At 33.5% G+C, this 16249-nt stretch carries 20 protein-coding genes and 3 pseudogenes; 17 read left to right on the forward strand and 6 right to left on the reverse strand.

The genetic code is table 11. The features are described 5' to 3' along the window. Positions 1-39 precede the first annotated feature (39 nt). Together AAHN00_RS03335 and AAHN00_RS03340 are read left to right on the forward strand one after the other, a co-directional pair. Positions 40-261, forward strand: a pseudogene (locus AAHN00_RS03335) (DDE-type integrase/transposase/recombinase); the annotation flags it as partial. 149 nt (positions 262-410) lie between these two features. Beyond that, positions 411-1310: an Rpn family recombination-promoting nuclease/putative transposase gene (locus AAHN00_RS03340; RefSeq protein ID WP_342272122.1), complete on the forward strand. Its 900-nt coding sequence runs from the start codon at positions 411-413 to the stop codon at positions 1308-1310. A 19-nt stretch (positions 1311-1329) separates the two neighbouring features. Here AAHN00_RS03340 and AAHN00_RS03345 read toward each other — a convergent pair whose 3' ends face one another. Next, a complete protein-coding gene (locus AAHN00_RS03345) occupies positions 1330-2304 on the reverse strand; it encodes an IS110 family transposase (RefSeq protein ID WP_342271057.1) in 975 nt (324 codons plus the stop codon). A 430-nt stretch (positions 2305-2734) separates the two neighbouring features. Here AAHN00_RS03345 and AAHN00_RS03350 point away from each other — a divergent pair. Continuing rightward, a pseudogene (locus AAHN00_RS03350) lies at positions 2735-3022 on the forward strand (IS6 family transposase); the annotation flags it as partial. Here the strand turns inward: AAHN00_RS03350 and AAHN00_RS03355 are convergent. Beyond that, positions 3002-3175: a hypothetical protein gene (locus AAHN00_RS03355; protein WP_342271197.1), complete on the reverse strand. Its 174-nt coding sequence runs from the start codon at positions 3173-3175 to the stop codon at positions 3002-3004. The pseudogene AAHN00_RS03350 and the gene AAHN00_RS03355 sit on opposite strands and share 21 nt — an antisense overlap. A 99-nt stretch (positions 3176-3274) precedes the next feature. Between AAHN00_RS03355 and AAHN00_RS03360 the strand changes: the two genes are divergently transcribed. Continuing rightward, positions 3275-3703 carry an IS6 family transposase gene (locus AAHN00_RS03360; protein ID WP_410521409.1) on the forward strand — a complete coding sequence of 143 codons (429 nt, stop codon included), beginning with the start codon at positions 3275-3277 and terminating at the stop codon, positions 3701-3703. A 131-nt stretch (positions 3704-3834) separates the two neighbouring features. Here the strand turns inward: AAHN00_RS03360 and AAHN00_RS03365 are convergent, their stop codons facing one another. The 3 genes from AAHN00_RS03365 to AAHN00_RS03375 all read right to left on the reverse strand — a co-directional run bounded on the left by AAHN00_RS03365 (position 3835) and on the right by AAHN00_RS03375 (position 5557). Next, positions 3835-4083 carry a hypothetical protein gene (locus tag AAHN00_RS03365; protein WP_342272123.1) on the reverse strand — a complete coding sequence of 83 codons (249 nt, stop codon included), beginning with the start codon at positions 4081-4083 and terminating at the stop codon, positions 3835-3837. Between the two features lie 152 nt (positions 4084-4235). Next, positions 4236-5153 (reverse strand): transposase, encoded by a 918-nt coding sequence (locus AAHN00_RS03370; protein ID WP_342272124.1) that lies wholly within the window; start codon positions 5151-5153, stop codon positions 4236-4238. Beyond that, positions 5120-5557 carry a transposase gene (locus tag AAHN00_RS03375; RefSeq protein ID WP_342272125.1) on the reverse strand — a complete coding sequence of 146 codons (438 nt, stop codon included), beginning with the start codon at positions 5555-5557 and terminating at the stop codon, positions 5120-5122. Before AAHN00_RS03375 ends, AAHN00_RS03370 begins: the two co-directional genes overlap by 34 nt. A 315-nt stretch (positions 5558-5872) precedes the next feature. On the opposite strand from AAHN00_RS03375, the gene AAHN00_RS03380 reads away from it, so the two are divergent. The 6 genes from AAHN00_RS03380 (at position 5873) to AAHN00_RS03405 (ending at position 10368) form a co-directional block, all read left to right on the forward strand. Next, positions 5873-6487, forward strand: coding sequence for a 50S ribosomal protein L25/general stress protein Ctc (locus tag AAHN00_RS03380; RefSeq protein ID WP_342272126.1), 615 nt, complete (start codon positions 5873-5875; stop codon positions 6485-6487). A 379-nt stretch (positions 6488-6866) separates the two neighbouring features. Next, a complete protein-coding gene (gene pth / locus AAHN00_RS03385; RefSeq protein ID WP_342272127.1) occupies positions 6867-7448 on the forward strand; it encodes an aminoacyl-tRNA hydrolase in 582 nt (193 codons plus the stop codon). A gap of 62 nt (positions 7449-7510) precedes the next feature. Continuing rightward, positions 7511-7876 carry a GNAT family N-acetyltransferase gene (locus AAHN00_RS03390; protein ID WP_342272128.1) on the forward strand — a complete coding sequence of 122 codons (366 nt, stop codon included), beginning with the start codon at positions 7511-7513 and terminating at the stop codon, positions 7874-7876. Beyond that, complete coding sequence (gene ychF, locus AAHN00_RS03395; RefSeq protein WP_342272129.1) at positions 7873-8970, forward strand: redox-regulated ATPase YchF; 1098 nt, start codon at positions 7873-7875, stop codon at positions 8968-8970. The genes AAHN00_RS03390 and ychF overlap by 4 nt, the downstream gene beginning before the upstream one ends. A gap of 9 nt (positions 8971-8979) precedes the next feature. After that, complete coding sequence (locus tag AAHN00_RS03400; protein WP_342272130.1) at positions 8980-9648, forward strand: glutathione S-transferase family protein; 669 nt, start codon at positions 8980-8982, stop codon at positions 9646-9648. A 66-nt stretch (positions 9649-9714) separates the two neighbouring features. Beyond that, positions 9715-10368 (forward strand): hypothetical protein, encoded by a 654-nt coding sequence (locus tag AAHN00_RS03405; RefSeq protein ID WP_342272131.1) that lies wholly within the window; start codon positions 9715-9717, stop codon positions 10366-10368. Between the two features lie 12 nt (positions 10369-10380). Here the strand turns inward: AAHN00_RS03405 and AAHN00_RS03410 are convergent, their stop codons facing one another. Continuing rightward, entirely contained in the window at positions 10381-11361 is a 981-nt protein-coding gene (locus AAHN00_RS03410) for a uracil-DNA glycosylase family protein (RefSeq protein ID WP_342272132.1), read from the reverse strand. 30 nt (positions 11362-11391) lie between these two features. Here AAHN00_RS03410 and AAHN00_RS03415 point away from each other — a divergent pair, with 30 nt between their 5' ends. The 7 genes and pseudogenes from AAHN00_RS03415 to AAHN00_RS03450 all read left to right on the forward strand — a co-directional run bounded on the left by AAHN00_RS03415 (position 11392) and on the right by AAHN00_RS03450 (position 16192). Next, on the forward strand, positions 11392-12330 hold the full coding sequence (locus AAHN00_RS03415; RefSeq protein ID WP_342272133.1) for an RluA family pseudouridine synthase: 939 nt from the start codon (positions 11392-11394) through the stop codon (positions 12328-12330). Beyond that, the gene (gene prmC / locus AAHN00_RS03420; RefSeq protein ID WP_342272134.1) at positions 12327-13190 is read left to right on the forward strand and encodes a peptide chain release factor N(5)-glutamine methyltransferase; all 864 of its coding nucleotides are present in this window, start codon (positions 12327-12329) and stop codon (positions 13188-13190) included. The genes AAHN00_RS03415 and prmC overlap by 4 nt, the downstream gene beginning before the upstream one ends. 425 nt (positions 13191-13615) lie before the next feature. Next, positions 13616-13792, forward strand: coding sequence for a hypothetical protein (locus tag AAHN00_RS03430; protein ID WP_342272135.1), 177 nt, complete (start codon positions 13616-13618; stop codon positions 13790-13792). Between the two features lie 75 nt (positions 13793-13867). Then, positions 13868-14734, forward strand: a complete 867-nt coding sequence (locus tag AAHN00_RS03435; protein WP_342272136.1) for an IS3 family transposase — start codon at positions 13868-13870, stop codon at positions 14732-14734. A 103-nt stretch (positions 14735-14837) separates the two neighbouring features. Continuing rightward, a complete protein-coding gene (locus AAHN00_RS03440) occupies positions 14838-15068 on the forward strand; it encodes a hypothetical protein (RefSeq protein WP_342272137.1) in 231 nt (76 codons plus the stop codon). After that, positions 14993-15313 (forward strand): annotated as a pseudogene (locus AAHN00_RS03445) (transposase); the annotation flags it as partial. The gene AAHN00_RS03440 and the pseudogene AAHN00_RS03445, both read left to right, overlap by 76 nt. A 12-nt stretch (positions 15314-15325) precedes the next feature. After that, a complete protein-coding gene (locus AAHN00_RS03450) occupies positions 15326-16192 on the forward strand; it encodes an IS982 family transposase (RefSeq protein WP_342272138.1) in 867 nt (288 codons plus the stop codon). The last annotated feature ends 57 nt before the right edge of the window (positions 16193-16249 follow it).

The following is a 16249-nucleotide window of genomic DNA, read 5'->3' on the forward strand; positions in this document are numbered from 1 at the left end:
ATGCGACAGAACCATAAAAACTTACCTCAGGCACAAAAGATAAAAATACTCCAAAATAAATATCTCAACAATCTGATAGAGCAAGATCATAGATTTATTAAAAAACGAACTAAGCCAATGCTAGGTTTTAAGAGTTTTCGTAGTGCTAAGATTACTATCGCTGGTATAGAAAATATTCGTATGATTCAAAAAGGACAAATAGTGGGAGCTAGTAATCTTGTATCTACTTTCGAGAATTTTAAAATGCTAATGGCAGCATAATATCTAAAATCTTAGTTTTAGTAAAAATCATGAAGATGGTGTATAAATGCGACAGAACCTTTATTTAACTTGACGGTGCCATTTTTATAACTTACTTTTTTATATTTTGTATTATAATACAATGCACATACAAGTATTGGTAACTAATCATGGCAGTTTCAAAGTTCCTAGATCCTAAAAATGATGTCGCCTTCAAGAAAATCTTTGGTTCTGAAAAAAACAAAGATATTCTTATTCACTTTATCAATGATATCATGGAATTTAAAGATGATGACCAAATACAAGATGTGACTTTCTTAAGTCCTGTCCAAGATCCTGATATTGCTTATAAAAAACAATCTCTCGTCGATGTCCTTTGTAAAGCTCAAAATGGTACGCAAATCATCGTAGAAATGCAAGTCTCCCCTTCTAAAGGCTTTGAGAAAAGAGCTCAATATTATGCCGCTAAAGCTTATTCACGACAACTATACCAAGGACAAAAACAAGATGGTCTCTATGCTAACCTTAAGGAAATCATCTTTATTGCTATTAGTGATTATATTATCTTCCCTGATAAAGCTGATTATATCTCTCATCATGTTATCCTAGATAAAATTACTTTTGAACATGACTTAAAGGATTTCTCTTTTAGCTTTATTGAACTACCAAAATTTAATATAGATAAAATTGAAGACTTAAAAACTATTACCGAAAAATGGTGCTATTTTTTTAAATATGCTGCTAACACAAGTGAAGCTGACCTGCAGAAAATTATAGGTAGTGATCTTGTAGTAGGGCGTGCTTATGAAGCATTAAATCAGTTTAACTGGAATGAAGCAGAACTCCTTGCTTATGAGCAGGAAATTAAACGCATCATGGATAACAAAGCTGTCGAAGATTTCATGATTGAATCCGCTGAAGCTAGAGGAAAAGCTGAGGGAAAAGCTGAGGGAAAAGCTGAAACCATGACATTAGTTGCTAAGAACTTATTAGCTCAGAATATAGATATTAATACTATATCTATTGCTACCGGTTTATCTATTGCTGAAATCAACAAACTAAGAAATTAAGAAAGGTTCTGATACTGTCTTAGGAGTCAAGCACTAAATTTGGATTAAATGAGGTTTTATTTTTTACAACTCCAAAGATTATGTGTAATAGCTTTCTCATGATAGCAACAATGATAACTTTAGCAGGTTTACCCTTACTAGATAATTTTTGAGTAAATTCCTTGAATAGTGGGTTATGCTTTTTAGCAACTATAGCAGGAAAGTATAAGGCTTTACGCAAGTTAGAAGAACCAATTTTTGAGATAGAAGTTTTTCCTCTGACAGATGTGCCAGAAGTTTTATGTTTTGGAGTAAGTCCTGCATAAGCAGCTAATTGTCTAGCATTACTGAAAGATTCTAAGTCAGGAGCTTCTGCAAGAATAGCTACAGCTGTAGCCTTACCTATGCCTGGAATAGTTTGCATGTTATCTGCCTTCTGTTTTAGAGATGTGTTATTAGTCAATATCTTGTCTATCTCAAGTTCAATATTTTCAATCTCTTTCTTAATATGCTTAGCAAGTTTAGCATAACTAGTGCATATTGATTTTGGTAAGTGCTGTTTGTGTTCAAGGTAGTTTTGAGTTTGTGCGTGTTGCTTCTTGAGATTTTGCATACAACGATATAGATCCTGTAGATATTGCAATGCTTTATCTGTAGGAATATACGGTGTCAGATCATTCTTAATTGCGAATTCTGCAATGATCATACTGTCTACTTTATCAGTCTTATGGCGTGATAACTTGCTTTTTGCAAAGGCATTGATGCATGAAGGGTTTACTACACTTACCTCATGACCATTATTATATAAAAAATCAGCAAATGATTTACCATAACTACCAGTAGCTTCCATACATGCAGCTACCTTAGTAACATCATGTTTTTCAAGCCACCTAACAAACATCTTAAAACCTTGTTGATTATTATCTATTTTTGTTTGATAATATTTTTTATCAACGAGTAGTGCTATTGATAAATCTAACTTTGAGACGTCAACTCCTAGGATTGGTTTGGACATTTACTCCTCCTTGATAAACCGTTGATTTGAAGTACTAGAAGGCTTTAGCTAACCATGTTTATACAGAATAAGCATAAGCTTTTCTTAAGATACTGTTCAGCTTTAGGAGATATGAAAGAGGGCTCTTATCAGAACCGCAGACTTAGTATCTAGTCGCATCTACAGAGTCACCTCTTTCTGCCTTCAGAAGTAAGCTAACTCCTCTGAAGACGTTTTTGCAAGTACTAAATTTGACCTGCAGTTACAAGATACATGTCGCATCTATTGCCAAGTATGATGATATGTGGTATATGGAGCTAAAAAATAGCATTATGGTATTCCAAATATCGCCAAAACTTTTGAAGTATTTTAAAGGATTTTGCTCTGGTTCTGTCGCATATGTTGGACAATAGAAAAAAGATTGATATAATGATCTAAAAAAGATGTTAAAATGTTTCGTATTACTGCAAGATTATTATCATATTTCAAAGGATTTTGTTCTTCACCAGAAATAATAATGTTATTTGTCTATATGAAATGCCGATTTTCTTTAAGTTATCGAGATTTGGAAGAAATGATGAGTATAAGGGGAGCAAAAATTGATCACTCTACATTACAAAGATGGGTTATAAAATTTGTACCATTGATAGATCAGGTGGTTCGAAAAAGAAAGAAGCCAGTTGGTAGTAGTTGGAGAATGGATGAGACTTATATTAAATTAAACGGTAAATGGGTTTATTGTCCCACTTTGGGAGAAAAACCCCGCACTTGCAGTGCGTCGTTTCAACATAAATTTTAAATATCTTATCAAGAAAAGATAAGAATGAATCATACAGATATTTTTTAACAAAATCTTACACTTCACAGATATATTCTTTTTGTGTTGTGACACTTTCTAAATGAGCCATATACAAATAGTTTCTAACTTTTAAGTTAGTACATACATTAGGCATTCATGCCGTAATATTAAGCTCTGCACTTGCAGTGCAGAGTGGTTAACTTATATAGAGCACTAGATAGTCTTGGTAATACTGTAGACTTTCTGCTACGTAAGCATAGAGACAAGCCTGCAGCACTTGCATTTTTTCGTAAAGCCTTTAGAGAGAATAATTTTCCTGAGAAAGTAGTAATTGATAAAAGCGGTAGTAATACGGCTGCTCTTAATGATTTGAATACAGAAGTTCCTAAAGATTATAAAATTAAGGTTATTCAGACCAAATACCTGAATAATCTTGTAGAACAAGATCATAGGTTTATCAAAAAACGTACAAAGCCAATGCTTGGTTTTAAGAGTTTTCATTCTGCAGAAATGACTATTACCGGTATAGAAAATATTCGTATGATGCAAAAAAGACAAATAATTGGAGCTAATGATAATCTTTCTACTTTTGAGAATTTTGCTATATTAATGGCATCATAATATCCAAAACCTTAGTTTTAACAATCTTGATGTAGTATGATTTATAGATGCGACAAAACCAATACCTCCTTATTAACTCTAGTAAATAGTCTCCCCGTCAAAAGTGCTAAAAATTAAGAAAAATTCAAAATTTAATACCTTAGCCAAAAATTCTTGTATAAAATTTGAGAGTTTAATTTTTTTGATTTAAATTTTTGGTACAAAAAGATGATTGTTAGAGAATTTTTGCATGATGATTTATTGTCCCACTTTGGGAGAAAAACCCCGCACTTGCAGTGCGTCGTTTCAACATAAATTTTAAATATCTTATCAAGAAAAGATAAGATATTTTTTAACAAAATCTTACACTTCACAGATATATTCTTTTTGTGTTGTGACACTTTCTAAATGAGCCATACACAAATAGTTTCTAACTTTTAAGTTAGTACATACATTAGGCATTCATGCCGTAATATTAAGCTCTGCACTTGCAGTGCAGAGTGGTTAACTAACGATTTTGTAATTATTTGATTATTTTTTTACTGACTAATTTCTATGTAGAAAAATTTGTTTTGAGTAAATGATTCGCAATACACCGTAAGTTCAATCCTACAGCGGAAATTAACGGATTAATGACATCTCCTATTACCCCTTTCAGGTAGTTTCTGCCAACTCTACCATAACTTTTAAGATGCCCTATTATCGGTTCTATGGCACTCCGTCTCTTGAGCATTGCCTTATCATCTGACGATAGTTTCTTCTTGCAATATGGGCTATACACTTTGCCCTTCTCCTTAAAATTATTCCCCTTGTAACCTGAGTCAACAAAGGTTCTTGCTACTTCAACTCCTGTTAATTCTTTTACAATCTCTACAGTCTCCGATAATGTATGCCCATCATATGGATTGCCATGAAAAGATTTTGTCCCTAATACAAAGTTACCCCGACCACTTACTGCTATCGAAACCTTATTACCAAACTCGTATGGCTTGTTTAATTTCCCTTTACCAATGCACTCTACCTCCGGTGCATGAAAACTATATAATATTTTATTCTCTTCTTTATATTGTTCTTTTTCTGCTTTACTCAATATAGATTGTACTTGTATCTTTTTTATCTTATTCAGTATTTCTTGTTGTCTTGCCGATAAATTTAACTTTGCTTTAGCTATTTCTCGCTGACATATCCTAACTAAACGACCCAGTAATACTTTTAAATGCCTCATTATTTTCTTACGCTTCTTGGCTTTACTATTATCCTTATATTTCCATAATTTTAATATATCTCTTTTATATTGCTTGGCATATGTTTCATTTAACTTGATGCCTAAGGCATGACATAGCTTTACTAGCTCTATTCTTGCCTTATCCATCAAGTACACATCATGGGGATACTTAATATTCTTAATTTGTACAGTAGTATCAACTATTATCGATGCTAAGTCTTTTTTTTTACTACACCTGCTTTGCATCCGATTCTTATCAGCTCCTTTAATATCTCATTGTAGCCATCTTCTCCTAATATAGTACGAAACCGACGGATACTAGCTTCTGATATTTCAGCATCTTTCTGCAAATATTCCCAACCACAAAAATACTGCCAATATACGTTCTCTCTTAACTCTTCCTCAGTCGCTGCATCTGACAGGTTATACATCGCTTGCAGCATAGTCACCCCAAGTATCAGGCGGTGACATCTGCGATTCCTACCAAATTTCTTAATATCAACATTTGCTGACAACCATTCCTCTAAACTAGACCAATTTATTAATGATCTTAATTTATATAATTTATTATTGTGGTTTAATTCTTCGGTCAGTTTGTAACCAAAAAGTTGTCCTTGTCTTTGCAACTTTGTTATATTTTCTATCGGCATTAATCAGATAATCCTTAAGTTTTTTGCCAATATTATAGCTTTTTCTTATGGATTCTCTATATATTTTTATCTGCTAAGCATATTATATATTATTCTTCTAGACTTTTGACGGGGAGACTAAATAGTAGGGTAAGCAAAAAAGATATCGTACCCGTTTTTAGTTAGGCAATGATATTTTTTTAGCATTGATTACAATTTTGAAATTACCCTGTGGCATTAATGTAAGCAGCTTTAAAGTTGCTTGTCAAATTAATACTTGAATTTTTTAACATTTAGTACTATCATCTATGCTTTAAAAGCTCTTAGGAGAAAAAGATGAGTGAACTATTAGAACTTGCAGCAGAAATGCGGGAGAAATTTGGTACGGGAGTCGCAAGAGAACTACGTAGGAAAGGTATGGTTCCAGCCATAGTTTATGGAGCAGGTAAAGAAGCCTTAGCCGTTTCTATCGAAGAAAAAGAGATAACTAAGCATTATAGAAAACCCGGTTTTATCTCTACAGTTATTCAAATTAAAGTGGGTAGTAAAACGCATAAAGTGTTACCAAAGGCTGTAGAATTGCATCCTATCACTGACATAGTTAGGCATGTTGACTTTGTCCATTTAGAGGAAAAAACCCAAAGAATGGAAGTACCAATAGTCTATGAAGGTAAAGAAAGAGCTTTGGGAGTTAAAAGAGGGGGATTCTTCAATATAATAAAAAGAACTATAACTCTTTTATGTGATGTCAATAATATACCTAAAAATATTAATATTGATGTTACCAACATGCATATCGGTCAGTCTTTAAAAGCAAAAAGCATTAAACTTCCTGAAGGAGTCCAGCTAGCTAGTAACAATGATTTTATTATGGCTACTATAATCGGTCGTAAGGGTAGTAAGTCAGAAGATGAAGAAGCTGTAACTGAAGAAGTGAAGCCGACAAAGTAGTTGTTGTTGAAGCTATAAGGTATACTCGGTGAACTTCAAGAATTGGCGTCGTCGTGTCTAAAGATCTCCGCTGCTCACGTACTAATGTACGCTCCGCTGCTCGACTTTGACACTCCTAGCTCTTCTTGAAGTTGACCTTCGTCTACCAATTCTTCATTTACGAGCAGTATAACGAAAAACGATACCATCCTGAATTGACTATACTGCTTAAATTTAAGTCGGTGTTATCATATAGGATGAAGTCCATGCAACCCCTGTATCGATGTCATCCATGCTTCGTAGGTATGGCATCGGTGCAGGGACACCCTAGGCTATTTATAACCGATGTCTTACATGAGGTTAAATATAAGTGCAAATCGCTCTCTAATGATATTATAATATGCTTAAATCTGAAGACAAAGGATATATACTTGTTGTAGGTTTAGGAAATACCGGCAAGGAGTATCAAAATACTCGCCATAATGTTGGCTTCATGGCTGTTGATTATTTATCAGAATATTATAAAATTTCTTGGAATACCAAAGTTAAATTTCATGCAGAACTTGCACAAGGGACAATAGACGGACATAAGTTACTATTAGCAAAGCCTCTAACTTATATGAACCTTTCTGGAAAGGCAGTACAAGCAATATGTTCTTACTATAATATCAAACCACTAAATATTTTCGTTTTACATGATGATATAGATTTAGAAACTGGTAGAATAAAATATAAATTGGCTGGTGGTAGTGGTGGACATAATGGTCTAAAATCATTGGATCAGTGTATAGGAAATGATTATCACCGTATCAGAATTGGGGTAGGAAGACCGGTTGCTAAAGATGATGTATCTGATTACGTCTTATCTGCTTTTTCTAAAGAAGAGTATAAAATTATTGTTAATTCCATTGAGGTAATAATTAATAATTTCCGTTTATTGCTTTCAGGTGAAATGGAAGAGTTTAAAAGAAGCATCGTTTAAATATGAAACAACAATTAACTTGTGTCTATGCAGATGACATGGATGCATAATATTCAAAGACAATGCAGAATGGGTTAGATGAAATTGCTAAAAACAAGAAGGGTCTTGATGCTGTCCAATCATTTTCCTTCTCATGTTTTGATAAGGATAAAAACTTTGTTGCTGGTGTAAAAGGTGTACTTATGTATGGTTGTTTACACGTTGATACGTTATGGGTTTCTGAAGATTTTCGAGGTCAGAATTATGGTACTTTTCTAATGTCCAAGGCAGAAAATCTAGCACGAGAGCGTAATTGTAAATTTATGACTTTAAATACTGCTGATTGGCAGGTCAAACCATTTTATGAAAAATTAGGTTTTAAATTAGAGCTTGTAAGAAGTGGCTATGATAAAGATTCGGAAGCATATTATTTAAGGAAAGATTTATGACACTAAGATGTGGTATTGTTGGTTTACCAAATGTAGGAAAATCAACTTTATTTAATGCTTTAACTTCTAGTATTGCAGCAGAAGCGGCTAATTATCCTTTCTGCACTATAGAACCAAATTCTGCTATAATATCAGTACCGGATGATAGGCTAAATGAGTTGGCAGCTATTGCTAATTCTACTAAAATTATTCCTACTTATATAGAAGTTGTCGATATTGCCGGTTTGGTAAAAGGGGCAAGTAAAGGCGAAGGACTTGGTAATAAGTTTTTATCTCACATACGAGAGGTTGATGCTATTTTGCACGTACTACGTTGTTTTGAAGATATAGATATTACTCATGTGCATAATAAGATCGATCCAATATATGATGCTGAGATAATAGAAACAGAATTAATTTTAGCAGATCTTGAATCGGTAGAAAAACGCTTAACAAATTCTGAGAAACGTTTGAAAACAGGCGATAAAGCTTTAAAAGAGCAAGTAGAATTATTAAAAGAGATTCAAGCAACTCTCGCAATAGGTAAACCAGTCCGTAGCATGCTCAAGACTTATAGTAAAGAGGCTTTAGATCAATTGCAATTATTGACTTCTAAGCCGGTTTTATATGCTTGTAATGTTTTGGAAAATGATGCAATTACTGGCAATAAATTTACTGATCTTGTAGCAAAAAAAGCTGAAAAAGAAGGTGCAAAACATGTTCTCATCTCATCAAAAATTGAAGCAGATATTGCGGTTTTGGAAAGTAAAGAAGAAAAAATTGAGTTCTTAAATAGTATAGGGCTTGTGGAGACAGGTCTGAGCAAAATTATAAAAGAAATGTATAATTTATTAGATCTAAAAAGCTTTTTTACTGTTGGTCCCAAAGAAACACATGGCTGGACTTTTCGTAACGGTACGCTAGCTCCTCAAGCAGCCGGTATTATTCATACTGATTTTGAGAAAGGTTTTATCCGGGCTGAAGTTATTAGCTATCAGGATTATATAAAGTGTAATGGGGAAGTAAAAGCCAAAGAAATGGGTAAAATGCGTTTAGAGGGCAAGGAGTATAAAATGCAGGATGGGGATGTGGTGCATTTTAGATTTAATGTTTAAATAAGGAATATGAGAAAATTATACCATTATCCTATTTGTCCATTATCACGTCAAGTTCGGCTGTATTTAAAAGAGCTAGATGTGCAGTTTACTATGGTTAAGGAGGATTATTGGCTTCGAGATAAGGAATTTTTATCTTTAAATCAGGCGGGGACGACACCTGTCTTACAAGAGGTGTCCACTCTAATTATAGCAGGAATTTATCCCATCACTGAGTATTTACATGAAAAATATCCAAATTTTAATTTTATCGATGAAGATATTGATATTAAATGTGAAATTCGTAGGTTGCTCTGTTGGTTTAATGAAAAATTTTACCGTGAAGTAACAAAAATTATTATCGATGAAAAAATAGTAAGGTCATCCTGCCAATTAGGTGGTCCTAGAACCGATTTTCTTAGAGCAGCAAAAAATAATCTATCACACCATTTAAACTATATGTCAAATTTATTTGAAAAGCGTAGCTTTATTGCCTCAAATTCCTTAAGTTGTGCAGATATAGCTGCTGCCTGTCATATATCAGTTCTAGATTATTTCGGCGAAATTAATTGGGACAAATGGCTGTCTATTCGTCATTGGTATGCAATCATCAAATCTAGACCTGGCTTCCGCTCCTTATTACATGACCAAATACCAGGTTTCACTCCGCCACCTTGTTATGCTGATTTAGATTTTTAGTGGTTGCGGTGCAGTTACTTTTATGATAGCTTCTAGGTGAATAGTATAATTAAAATAGAGGATATTATGAGTGAAAGTGACGATAATAATACAAAAGTGGATTCTCTACCGTCTCATAAGGAAGAAGCTACGGGGGTAAGTATAACCCCGACTCATGACCAAGGCGTGGGAACAAGAAGCGGTGTTGGCCCATTTGAAGATTTAAACATAGCATTAAGTGAAATTGCAAATTATTTACAAAATGCAGAAGAAAATTTGCAGAAAATTGCACAATTAAAAGGATTGGAGAAATTGAAAGGTGAACAAGCACAAGAAGCTTTTCAAGCTTTTAAGAAGGGTTTTGATAAAGTAAGACAAGGGGTGACAGATTATACTGATACTGTGCATGCCTCTCCTATCAAAGCTTTTGCTGATGAACAGAGTAGAGAAAATTATGAAAAGAGTCCAATTGGACGCCTAGAAAAATTTGCCAAAGATCAATTAATGAAAGTTGGAAAAATATTTGAAGGTTCAGCTGATGCAGTTAGAAATAATCCATTTTTAAATGCAGTAGGCAAGGTGATGGAAGCTGCATGTAATGCGGTTGTTACTCTAGCTAAAAGTACTTTAAACAATGCGATAGCTACTGGAGAACTTGCTAAAAGTGTTGTTAATCTAGGTGTAGTAATAAAAGATAGCATTGTAGGAAAAGGAGTGAAACAAGCAACTAGGAGTGTTTAGTTTGACAACACCCTATATCCCACTTGTATTGATATATTCATGGATTTTTAGTAAATCATACCAAGTGGTTTTTTTCTGCATTGGTTGTCTAAGCAAATAGGCAGGATGGAAGATAGAAGTGGTTTGAATTGGCTTGCTAAGATACTGATTGGTATATAAATAATATTCTAGTCTGATTTTACTTATACCAGCATTTTTGCCAAGTAAGCTGGTTGCCGCGACATTTCCCACTAAAACAATTAGTTTTGGGTTTATTAAAGCAATATGTTTTTCAACAAAAGGTCGGCAAATATCTATTTCTTCTTGCGTTGGTTGGCGGTTGGCTGGTGGTCGCCAAAATACAGTGTTAGTAATATAAGCGTTATGTTCTCTTGAAATATTGATAGAGGCTAAGACATTATCGAGTAACTTACCACTTTCACCGCAAAATGGTATCCCTTGTGCATCTTCGCTACTACCCGGTGCTTCCCCAATAAACATTATAGAACTTTGTGGATTGCCATCAGCAAATACGGTTTTATTAGCTAATTTCTTTAAACCACAACCATCAAAATCCATTAGTAGTTTTTTTAATTCTTCTAAATTGCGAGCTGAGTCAGCTAAAGTTCTAGACAAGGAAATGATGTCATCCTGTTTTTGTACATGCTCTGGCTTCTTACCTACGTGGGAATGACTAGGATCGCTGGAATAATTAGAGATGGATTGCTTCGCTGCCACTAAAGTGGCTTCTCGCAATGACGTGTGGGTAAAAGTACTTTCGTCATTGCGAGGAGGCGTAGCCGACGAAGCAATCCATATAGGGCATGAAGAATTGCGGGAATGACTAAGAGTGTTGGAGCTAGGTAGAGCTGGTGGAATACTAATCGGCTTAGCTTTAATATTAGAATTAATCTGTATTTTTTGCTGATTAATAGTTGATTCTGACAAATAATAATCTATACCAATTGTTTGCAACCATTTTAGTTGATTGATTTTTTTTGTTAAATGAGTCATTTTATTATTTTAAAAAATATTTCGTAGTAGATGGAAGAATATAACGTACCTAACAATCTAGATGGGTTTAGACTTGATAAGGCTTTGGTAAGCCTTATCAGTAAAACATCTAGAAGCCAAGTCCAGAAAAGTATAAATGACTTCCAAGTACAAGTTAATGGTTTGATTATTTCTGATTCTAACTTTAAGGTCAAGGAGAATGACCTTATTTCAGTATTTTTTAAAGCCCCTGATCCATTAACAATGCAGGAAGCTGATATTAAACTTGATATTTTTTATGAAGATGAAGATTTAATGGTGATCAATAAAGCAGCTGGTATGACAGTCCATCCTGGTAGTGGTAACCACCAGGATACTTTGGTAAATGCCTTATTACACCATGCAAAATCTTTATCTAGCATAGGAGGGTTAGAAAGACCTGGCATAGTTCATCGTTTGGATAAAGATACATCAGGTCTTATGGTGGTAGCAAAGAATAATTTTGCCCATGTACAGCTTGCAAAACAAATAGAAAGCCGTAATCTTATACGCAAATATAAAGCACTCGTTTGGGGTATTATCAATCCGCAAGAGGGAGTTATAAGAAATAATATTGGTAGAGACCGTATTACACGGCAAAAAATGACTATTCTAAAATTTGGTGGCAAAGAGGCGGTTACTCATTATAAAACAGAGGAAATATTTTTTGATGGTATTATAAGTATGGTAGAATGTCGACTTACTACTGGGCGAACTCATCAAATCAGAGTGCAGTTGAGTCATTTAAAACATTCGGTAGTAGGAGACCAAACTTATGGCAAAAATAGCAGGAAAGTTAACTCTAATTTTAGCATAGTACCACAAAAATTAATGGATTTCAAGAGGCAAGCATTACATTCTTGGTATATAAGTTTTTCCCACCCGGTAAGTGATAAATTATTAGAATTTGAATCACCTTTGCCACAGGATATTGTAGAAATAATTGCATGAATATAAAAGAATCCTTAATTTATGCTGCTAGCAAATTACAAACAGTAGGTATTAAATCAGCCAGCTTAGAATCACGCATATTGATTCAACATGCGACTGATAAACCTATTGAATATTTATTAGCAAGGTCAGAAGAAGAATTGACACAACAAGAGCAAATTATTTTTGAGGATTTGGTTAATAGGCGTACATTACTAGAGCCAATAGCCTATATTGTAGGATATAAAGAATTTTATAGTTACCAGTTTATTATAAATGATAAAGTACTTATTCCTCGGCAAGATACTGAGATTATTGTAGATGCAATTTTAAGCGATATAAAAATAAATGCAGAGCTAGCAATATTGGAACTTGGTACTGGTAGTGGCTGTATTGCTGTAAGCTTATTATTGGAAATGCTAATAAATGATAATATCAATGTAACTGCGACTGATATAAGTAACGAAGCTATTATTATTGCTCGTCAAAATGCCATAAAACATAAAGTTATTGATAGATTGAAAATAATTAATAGCAACTGGTTTGATAATCTAGAAAAGCAAGAATTTGATATCATCGTAAGTAATCCACCATATATTTCTTTTGATGATACTGTGTATATGTCTCCTGAGACCCTGAAATATGAACCCCACTTAGCCTTATTTGCTGAAGATAATGGATTAGCTTCATATTACATAATCGCTAAAGAAGCCAAGGGATTTTTAAAACAAAATGGTAAATTATTCTTAGAGATTGGTTTTAATCAATTGACAGCTGTTACAGAAATTTTTATTAGTTATGCTTATACGGTTAAGCAAGTTTATAAGGATTTGGAGGGTAGAGATAGAGGGATTCTAATAACCTCCCCCCATTCGGGATAAAAATTAGTTAATTCTTATCCCGAATTCGCCTATTATACCAATTCCCGAAATTAATTTCTTTTGGTAATTTGTACGTGATACCGGTGCTCAAATCCTCACGTACGTCTTTGTAGGTTGCAGTTTTGTGCTCCGTATCTCTTTCAAATTCCTTAGAATAACCTGAGTTTGACGTAAGAAAGAACATTTGAAAATTAAGAAGGGAGGGATTATAAAGTTCTCTAATAATAATGACAAAATTGGAGAATATATTATGATCCCTCTTACGGAGATTTTCTGCTTAATTGATGATTTTTGCAAGCATTTTGATACGGAGCGAAGTTAACCACTCTGCACTGCAAGTGCAGAGCTTAATATTACGGCATGAATGCCTAATTTATGTACTAACTTAAAAGTTAGAAACTATTTGTGTATGGCTCATTTAGAAAGTGTCACAACACAAAAAGAATATATCTGTGAAGTGTAAGATTTTGTTAAAAAATATCTGTATGATTCATTCTTATCTTTTCTTGATAAGATATTTAAAATTTATGTTGAAACGACGCACTGCAAGTGCGGGGTTTTTCTCCCAAAGTGGGACAATAAATATATATATAATGGACTGAAAAAATTAGACAAAGAAGCAGGTATTTTTGTTTCTCAATAAGTATAGAATAATAAATAAAATTAAAGAGAAACAAATGGGTAAAAAACAAATTAAAAATTTTAGTGCAGAAGCAAAAACTAAAATAGTATTAGAGATGTTAAAAGAAGAATCAACAATAGGTCAGTTATCGGTCAAATATGAAGTAACGGCTAAAACTATGCAAAACTGGAAACGACAATTTTTAGATAATGCGTCATTGGCATTTGAGCCAGCAAAAGCTGTTAGTGAGTACAAAGGGCAGATTAGTGAACTTAAGAATCAAAACGATGAACTTGCAAAAGCATTAGGTAAGGCTACAGTCGAGAGGGACTGGGCGGTGGGAAAGCTAAACAGCTTGGACTTATCAAATAAGAAAAGTCTTGTCGACCCCAAGCTGAGTACGTTAGCAAAGACAAGGCAATGTGAACTATTAAAGATAAGCAGATCTGGAGTATATTATAAAGCTAAAGTAATGAGCTTATATAATCTTGATATTTTAAATAGAATAGATGAAATATATACGGATAACCCTGAGTATGGTTATCGTTATATATACAAACAATTATTGGAAGACGGCTTTAATGTGGGCAGAGATAGGGTGCTTAAATATATGGGAATAATGGGTATAGAAGCTATTCATCCTCATAAAAAGCAATCTACTTCTGTGAAGGATGGTCAACATAAAATTTATAGCTATTTGCTTGAGCCGTACTGGCACAAATCAGGAACGAATAGAACTATTCATGTACCTTATGTTAATCAAGTGTGGAGTGGTGACATTACTTATATTAGAACTAACGGAGGATTTATGTATCTTGTGGCGATTATAGATTGGCATAGTAAGGCAATACTAAGTTATAAAGTATCTAATTCTATGGATGCATCACTTGTAACCGATGTATTAAAAGATGCACTGAGTTAACCACTCTGCACTGCAAGTGCAGAGCTTAATATTACGGCATGAATGCCTAATGTATGTACTAACTTAAAAGTTAGAAACTATTTGTGTATGGCTCATTTAGAAAGTGTCACAACACAAAAAGAATATATCTGTGAAGTGTAAGATTTTGTTAAAAAATATCTGTATGATTCATTCTTATCTTTTCTTGATAAGATATTTAAAATTTATGTTGAAACGACGCACTGCAAGTGCGGGGTTTTTCTCCCAAAGTGGGACAATAAATACCCTGCACCACAAATATTCAATAGTGATCAGGGTAGTCAATATACTGGACATGAGCATACGGGAATTCTAAAAGAGAATAATATACAAATCTCAATGAACGGTAAGGGTAGAAGCATTGATAATATTGTGATTGAAAGATTTTTTAGAACTTTAAAATATAATTGTATATTTATAAATGATTTTAAAAATATCGCAGAACTTAAAGATGGTATTGATAAATACATGGATAAATATAACAATCAAAGATTCCATTCAAGTATTGGTTATAAAAAACCGATGAACGTGTATCTTGATTACTTACAAAATGCAGCTTAAAAATTATGTAAAATGGGAAACAAAATTAGTGAAAAATTTGTCTTGAAAAATCAGTCCAGTTTCATATTACCAAATCCTAACCGTAAGCGTAAAGTGGGCTGCAGTATAGGACTCTCAGAGATTATTACTATTATAGTAATGTTTCACTTGAGTCACTACCGTACCTTTAAAGATTTTTATTTATGCTGCCTATGCCAAAGTTATAGAAAGGAATTTCCAAAACTTGTGAGCTATAGTCGTTTTGTTCAGTTAATGCCAATGAGCTTCATGCCCATGGTGTTACTGCTAAAAAGCCTAACAGGAAAACAAACTGGTCAATATTATATCGACTCTACTAAACTTCCTGCTTGCCATAATTTAAGAATTAATAGACATAAAGTATTCAAAGACATAGCAAAAAGAGGTAAGACTTCCACTGGGTGGTTCTTTGGCTGTAAGCTACATATTGTCATTAACAGTTGCGGAGAGATTATGAGTTTTTCTTTAACTCCTGGAAATGTCGATGATAGAGCAGTGGTGGAAAATTTAGTAGATAAATTACAAGGCTGGCTTTTTGGTGATCGTGGGTATATCAGTAAAAAACTCACTCAATCCCTTGCTAATCAAGGTTTAGAACTAATAACAAAAATTAAAAGTAATATGAAAGAAAGAATAATAGATCCTATTAAAAAGCAGTTTTTAAATAAAAGGCACATTATTGAAACCATTAATGATCAATTGAAAAACCTTTTTCATATAGACCATACAAGGCATAGATCTGTTATGAATTTTCAAACTAATGTATTAGCTGGGCTACTTGCCTATGTTTTCAAACCTAATAAAATTTCTGTAGCTTTTGGAAAATTAAACAATCTCAACCTTCATCTTGCATCAAACTGAGGTTAGAATAAATTAATTTCAGGAATTGGTATTACTATGCCTTAAAGCTTTTCGTGT

It is taken from the genome of Candidatus Tisiphia endosymbiont of Parasteatoda lunata (assembly GCF_964030955.1).
Classification (GTDB): Bacteria; Pseudomonadota; Alphaproteobacteria; order Rickettsiales; family Rickettsiaceae; genus Tisiphia.

What these genes read in the sequence shown, in the direction of transcription:
- AAHN00_RS03340 (WP_342272122.1), top strand. Translation starts at nt 411, where the DNA reads ATGGCAGTTTCAAAGTTCCTAGATCCTAAAAATGATGTCGCCTTCAAG.
- AAHN00_RS03345 (WP_342271057.1), bottom strand. Translation starts at nt 2,304, where the DNA reads ATGTCCAAACCAATCCTAGGAGTTGACGTCTCAAAGTTAGATTTATCA.
- AAHN00_RS03370 (WP_342272124.1), bottom strand. Translation starts at nt 5,153, where the DNA reads ATGCAAAGCAGGTGTAGTAAAAAAAAAGACTTAGCATCGATAATAGTT.
- AAHN00_RS03375 (WP_342272125.1), bottom strand. Translation starts at nt 5,557, where the DNA reads ATGCCGATAGAAAATATAACAAAGTTGCAAAGACAAGGACAACTTTTT.
- AAHN00_RS03380 (WP_342272126.1), top strand. Translation starts at nt 5,873, where the DNA reads ATGAGTGAACTATTAGAACTTGCAGCAGAAATGCGGGAGAAATTTGGT.
- pth (WP_342272127.1), top strand. Translation starts at nt 6,867, where the DNA reads ATGCTTAAATCTGAAGACAAAGGATATATACTTGTTGTAGGTTTAGGA.
- AAHN00_RS03390 (WP_342272128.1), top strand. Translation starts at nt 7,511, where the DNA reads ATGCAGAATGGGTTAGATGAAATTGCTAAAAACAAGAAGGGTCTTGAT.
- ychF (WP_342272129.1), top strand. Translation starts at nt 7,873, where the DNA reads ATGACACTAAGATGTGGTATTGTTGGTTTACCAAATGTAGGAAAATCA.
- AAHN00_RS03400 (WP_342272130.1), top strand. Translation starts at nt 8,980, where the DNA reads ATGAGAAAATTATACCATTATCCTATTTGTCCATTATCACGTCAAGTT.
- AAHN00_RS03405 (WP_342272131.1), top strand. Translation starts at nt 9,715, where the DNA reads ATGAGTGAAAGTGACGATAATAATACAAAAGTGGATTCTCTACCGTCT.
- AAHN00_RS03410 (WP_342272132.1), bottom strand. Translation starts at nt 11,361, where the DNA reads ATGACTCATTTAACAAAAAAAATCAATCAACTAAAATGGTTGCAAACA.
- AAHN00_RS03415 (WP_342272133.1), top strand. Translation starts at nt 11,392, where the DNA reads ATGGAAGAATATAACGTACCTAACAATCTAGATGGGTTTAGACTTGAT.
- prmC (WP_342272134.1), top strand. Translation starts at nt 12,327, where the DNA reads ATGAATATAAAAGAATCCTTAATTTATGCTGCTAGCAAATTACAAACA.
- AAHN00_RS03435 (WP_342272136.1), top strand. Translation starts at nt 13,868, where the DNA reads ATGGGTAAAAAACAAATTAAAAATTTTAGTGCAGAAGCAAAAACTAAA.
- AAHN00_RS03450 (WP_342272138.1), top strand. Translation starts at nt 15,326, where the DNA reads ATGGGAAACAAAATTAGTGAAAAATTTGTCTTGAAAAATCAGTCCAGT.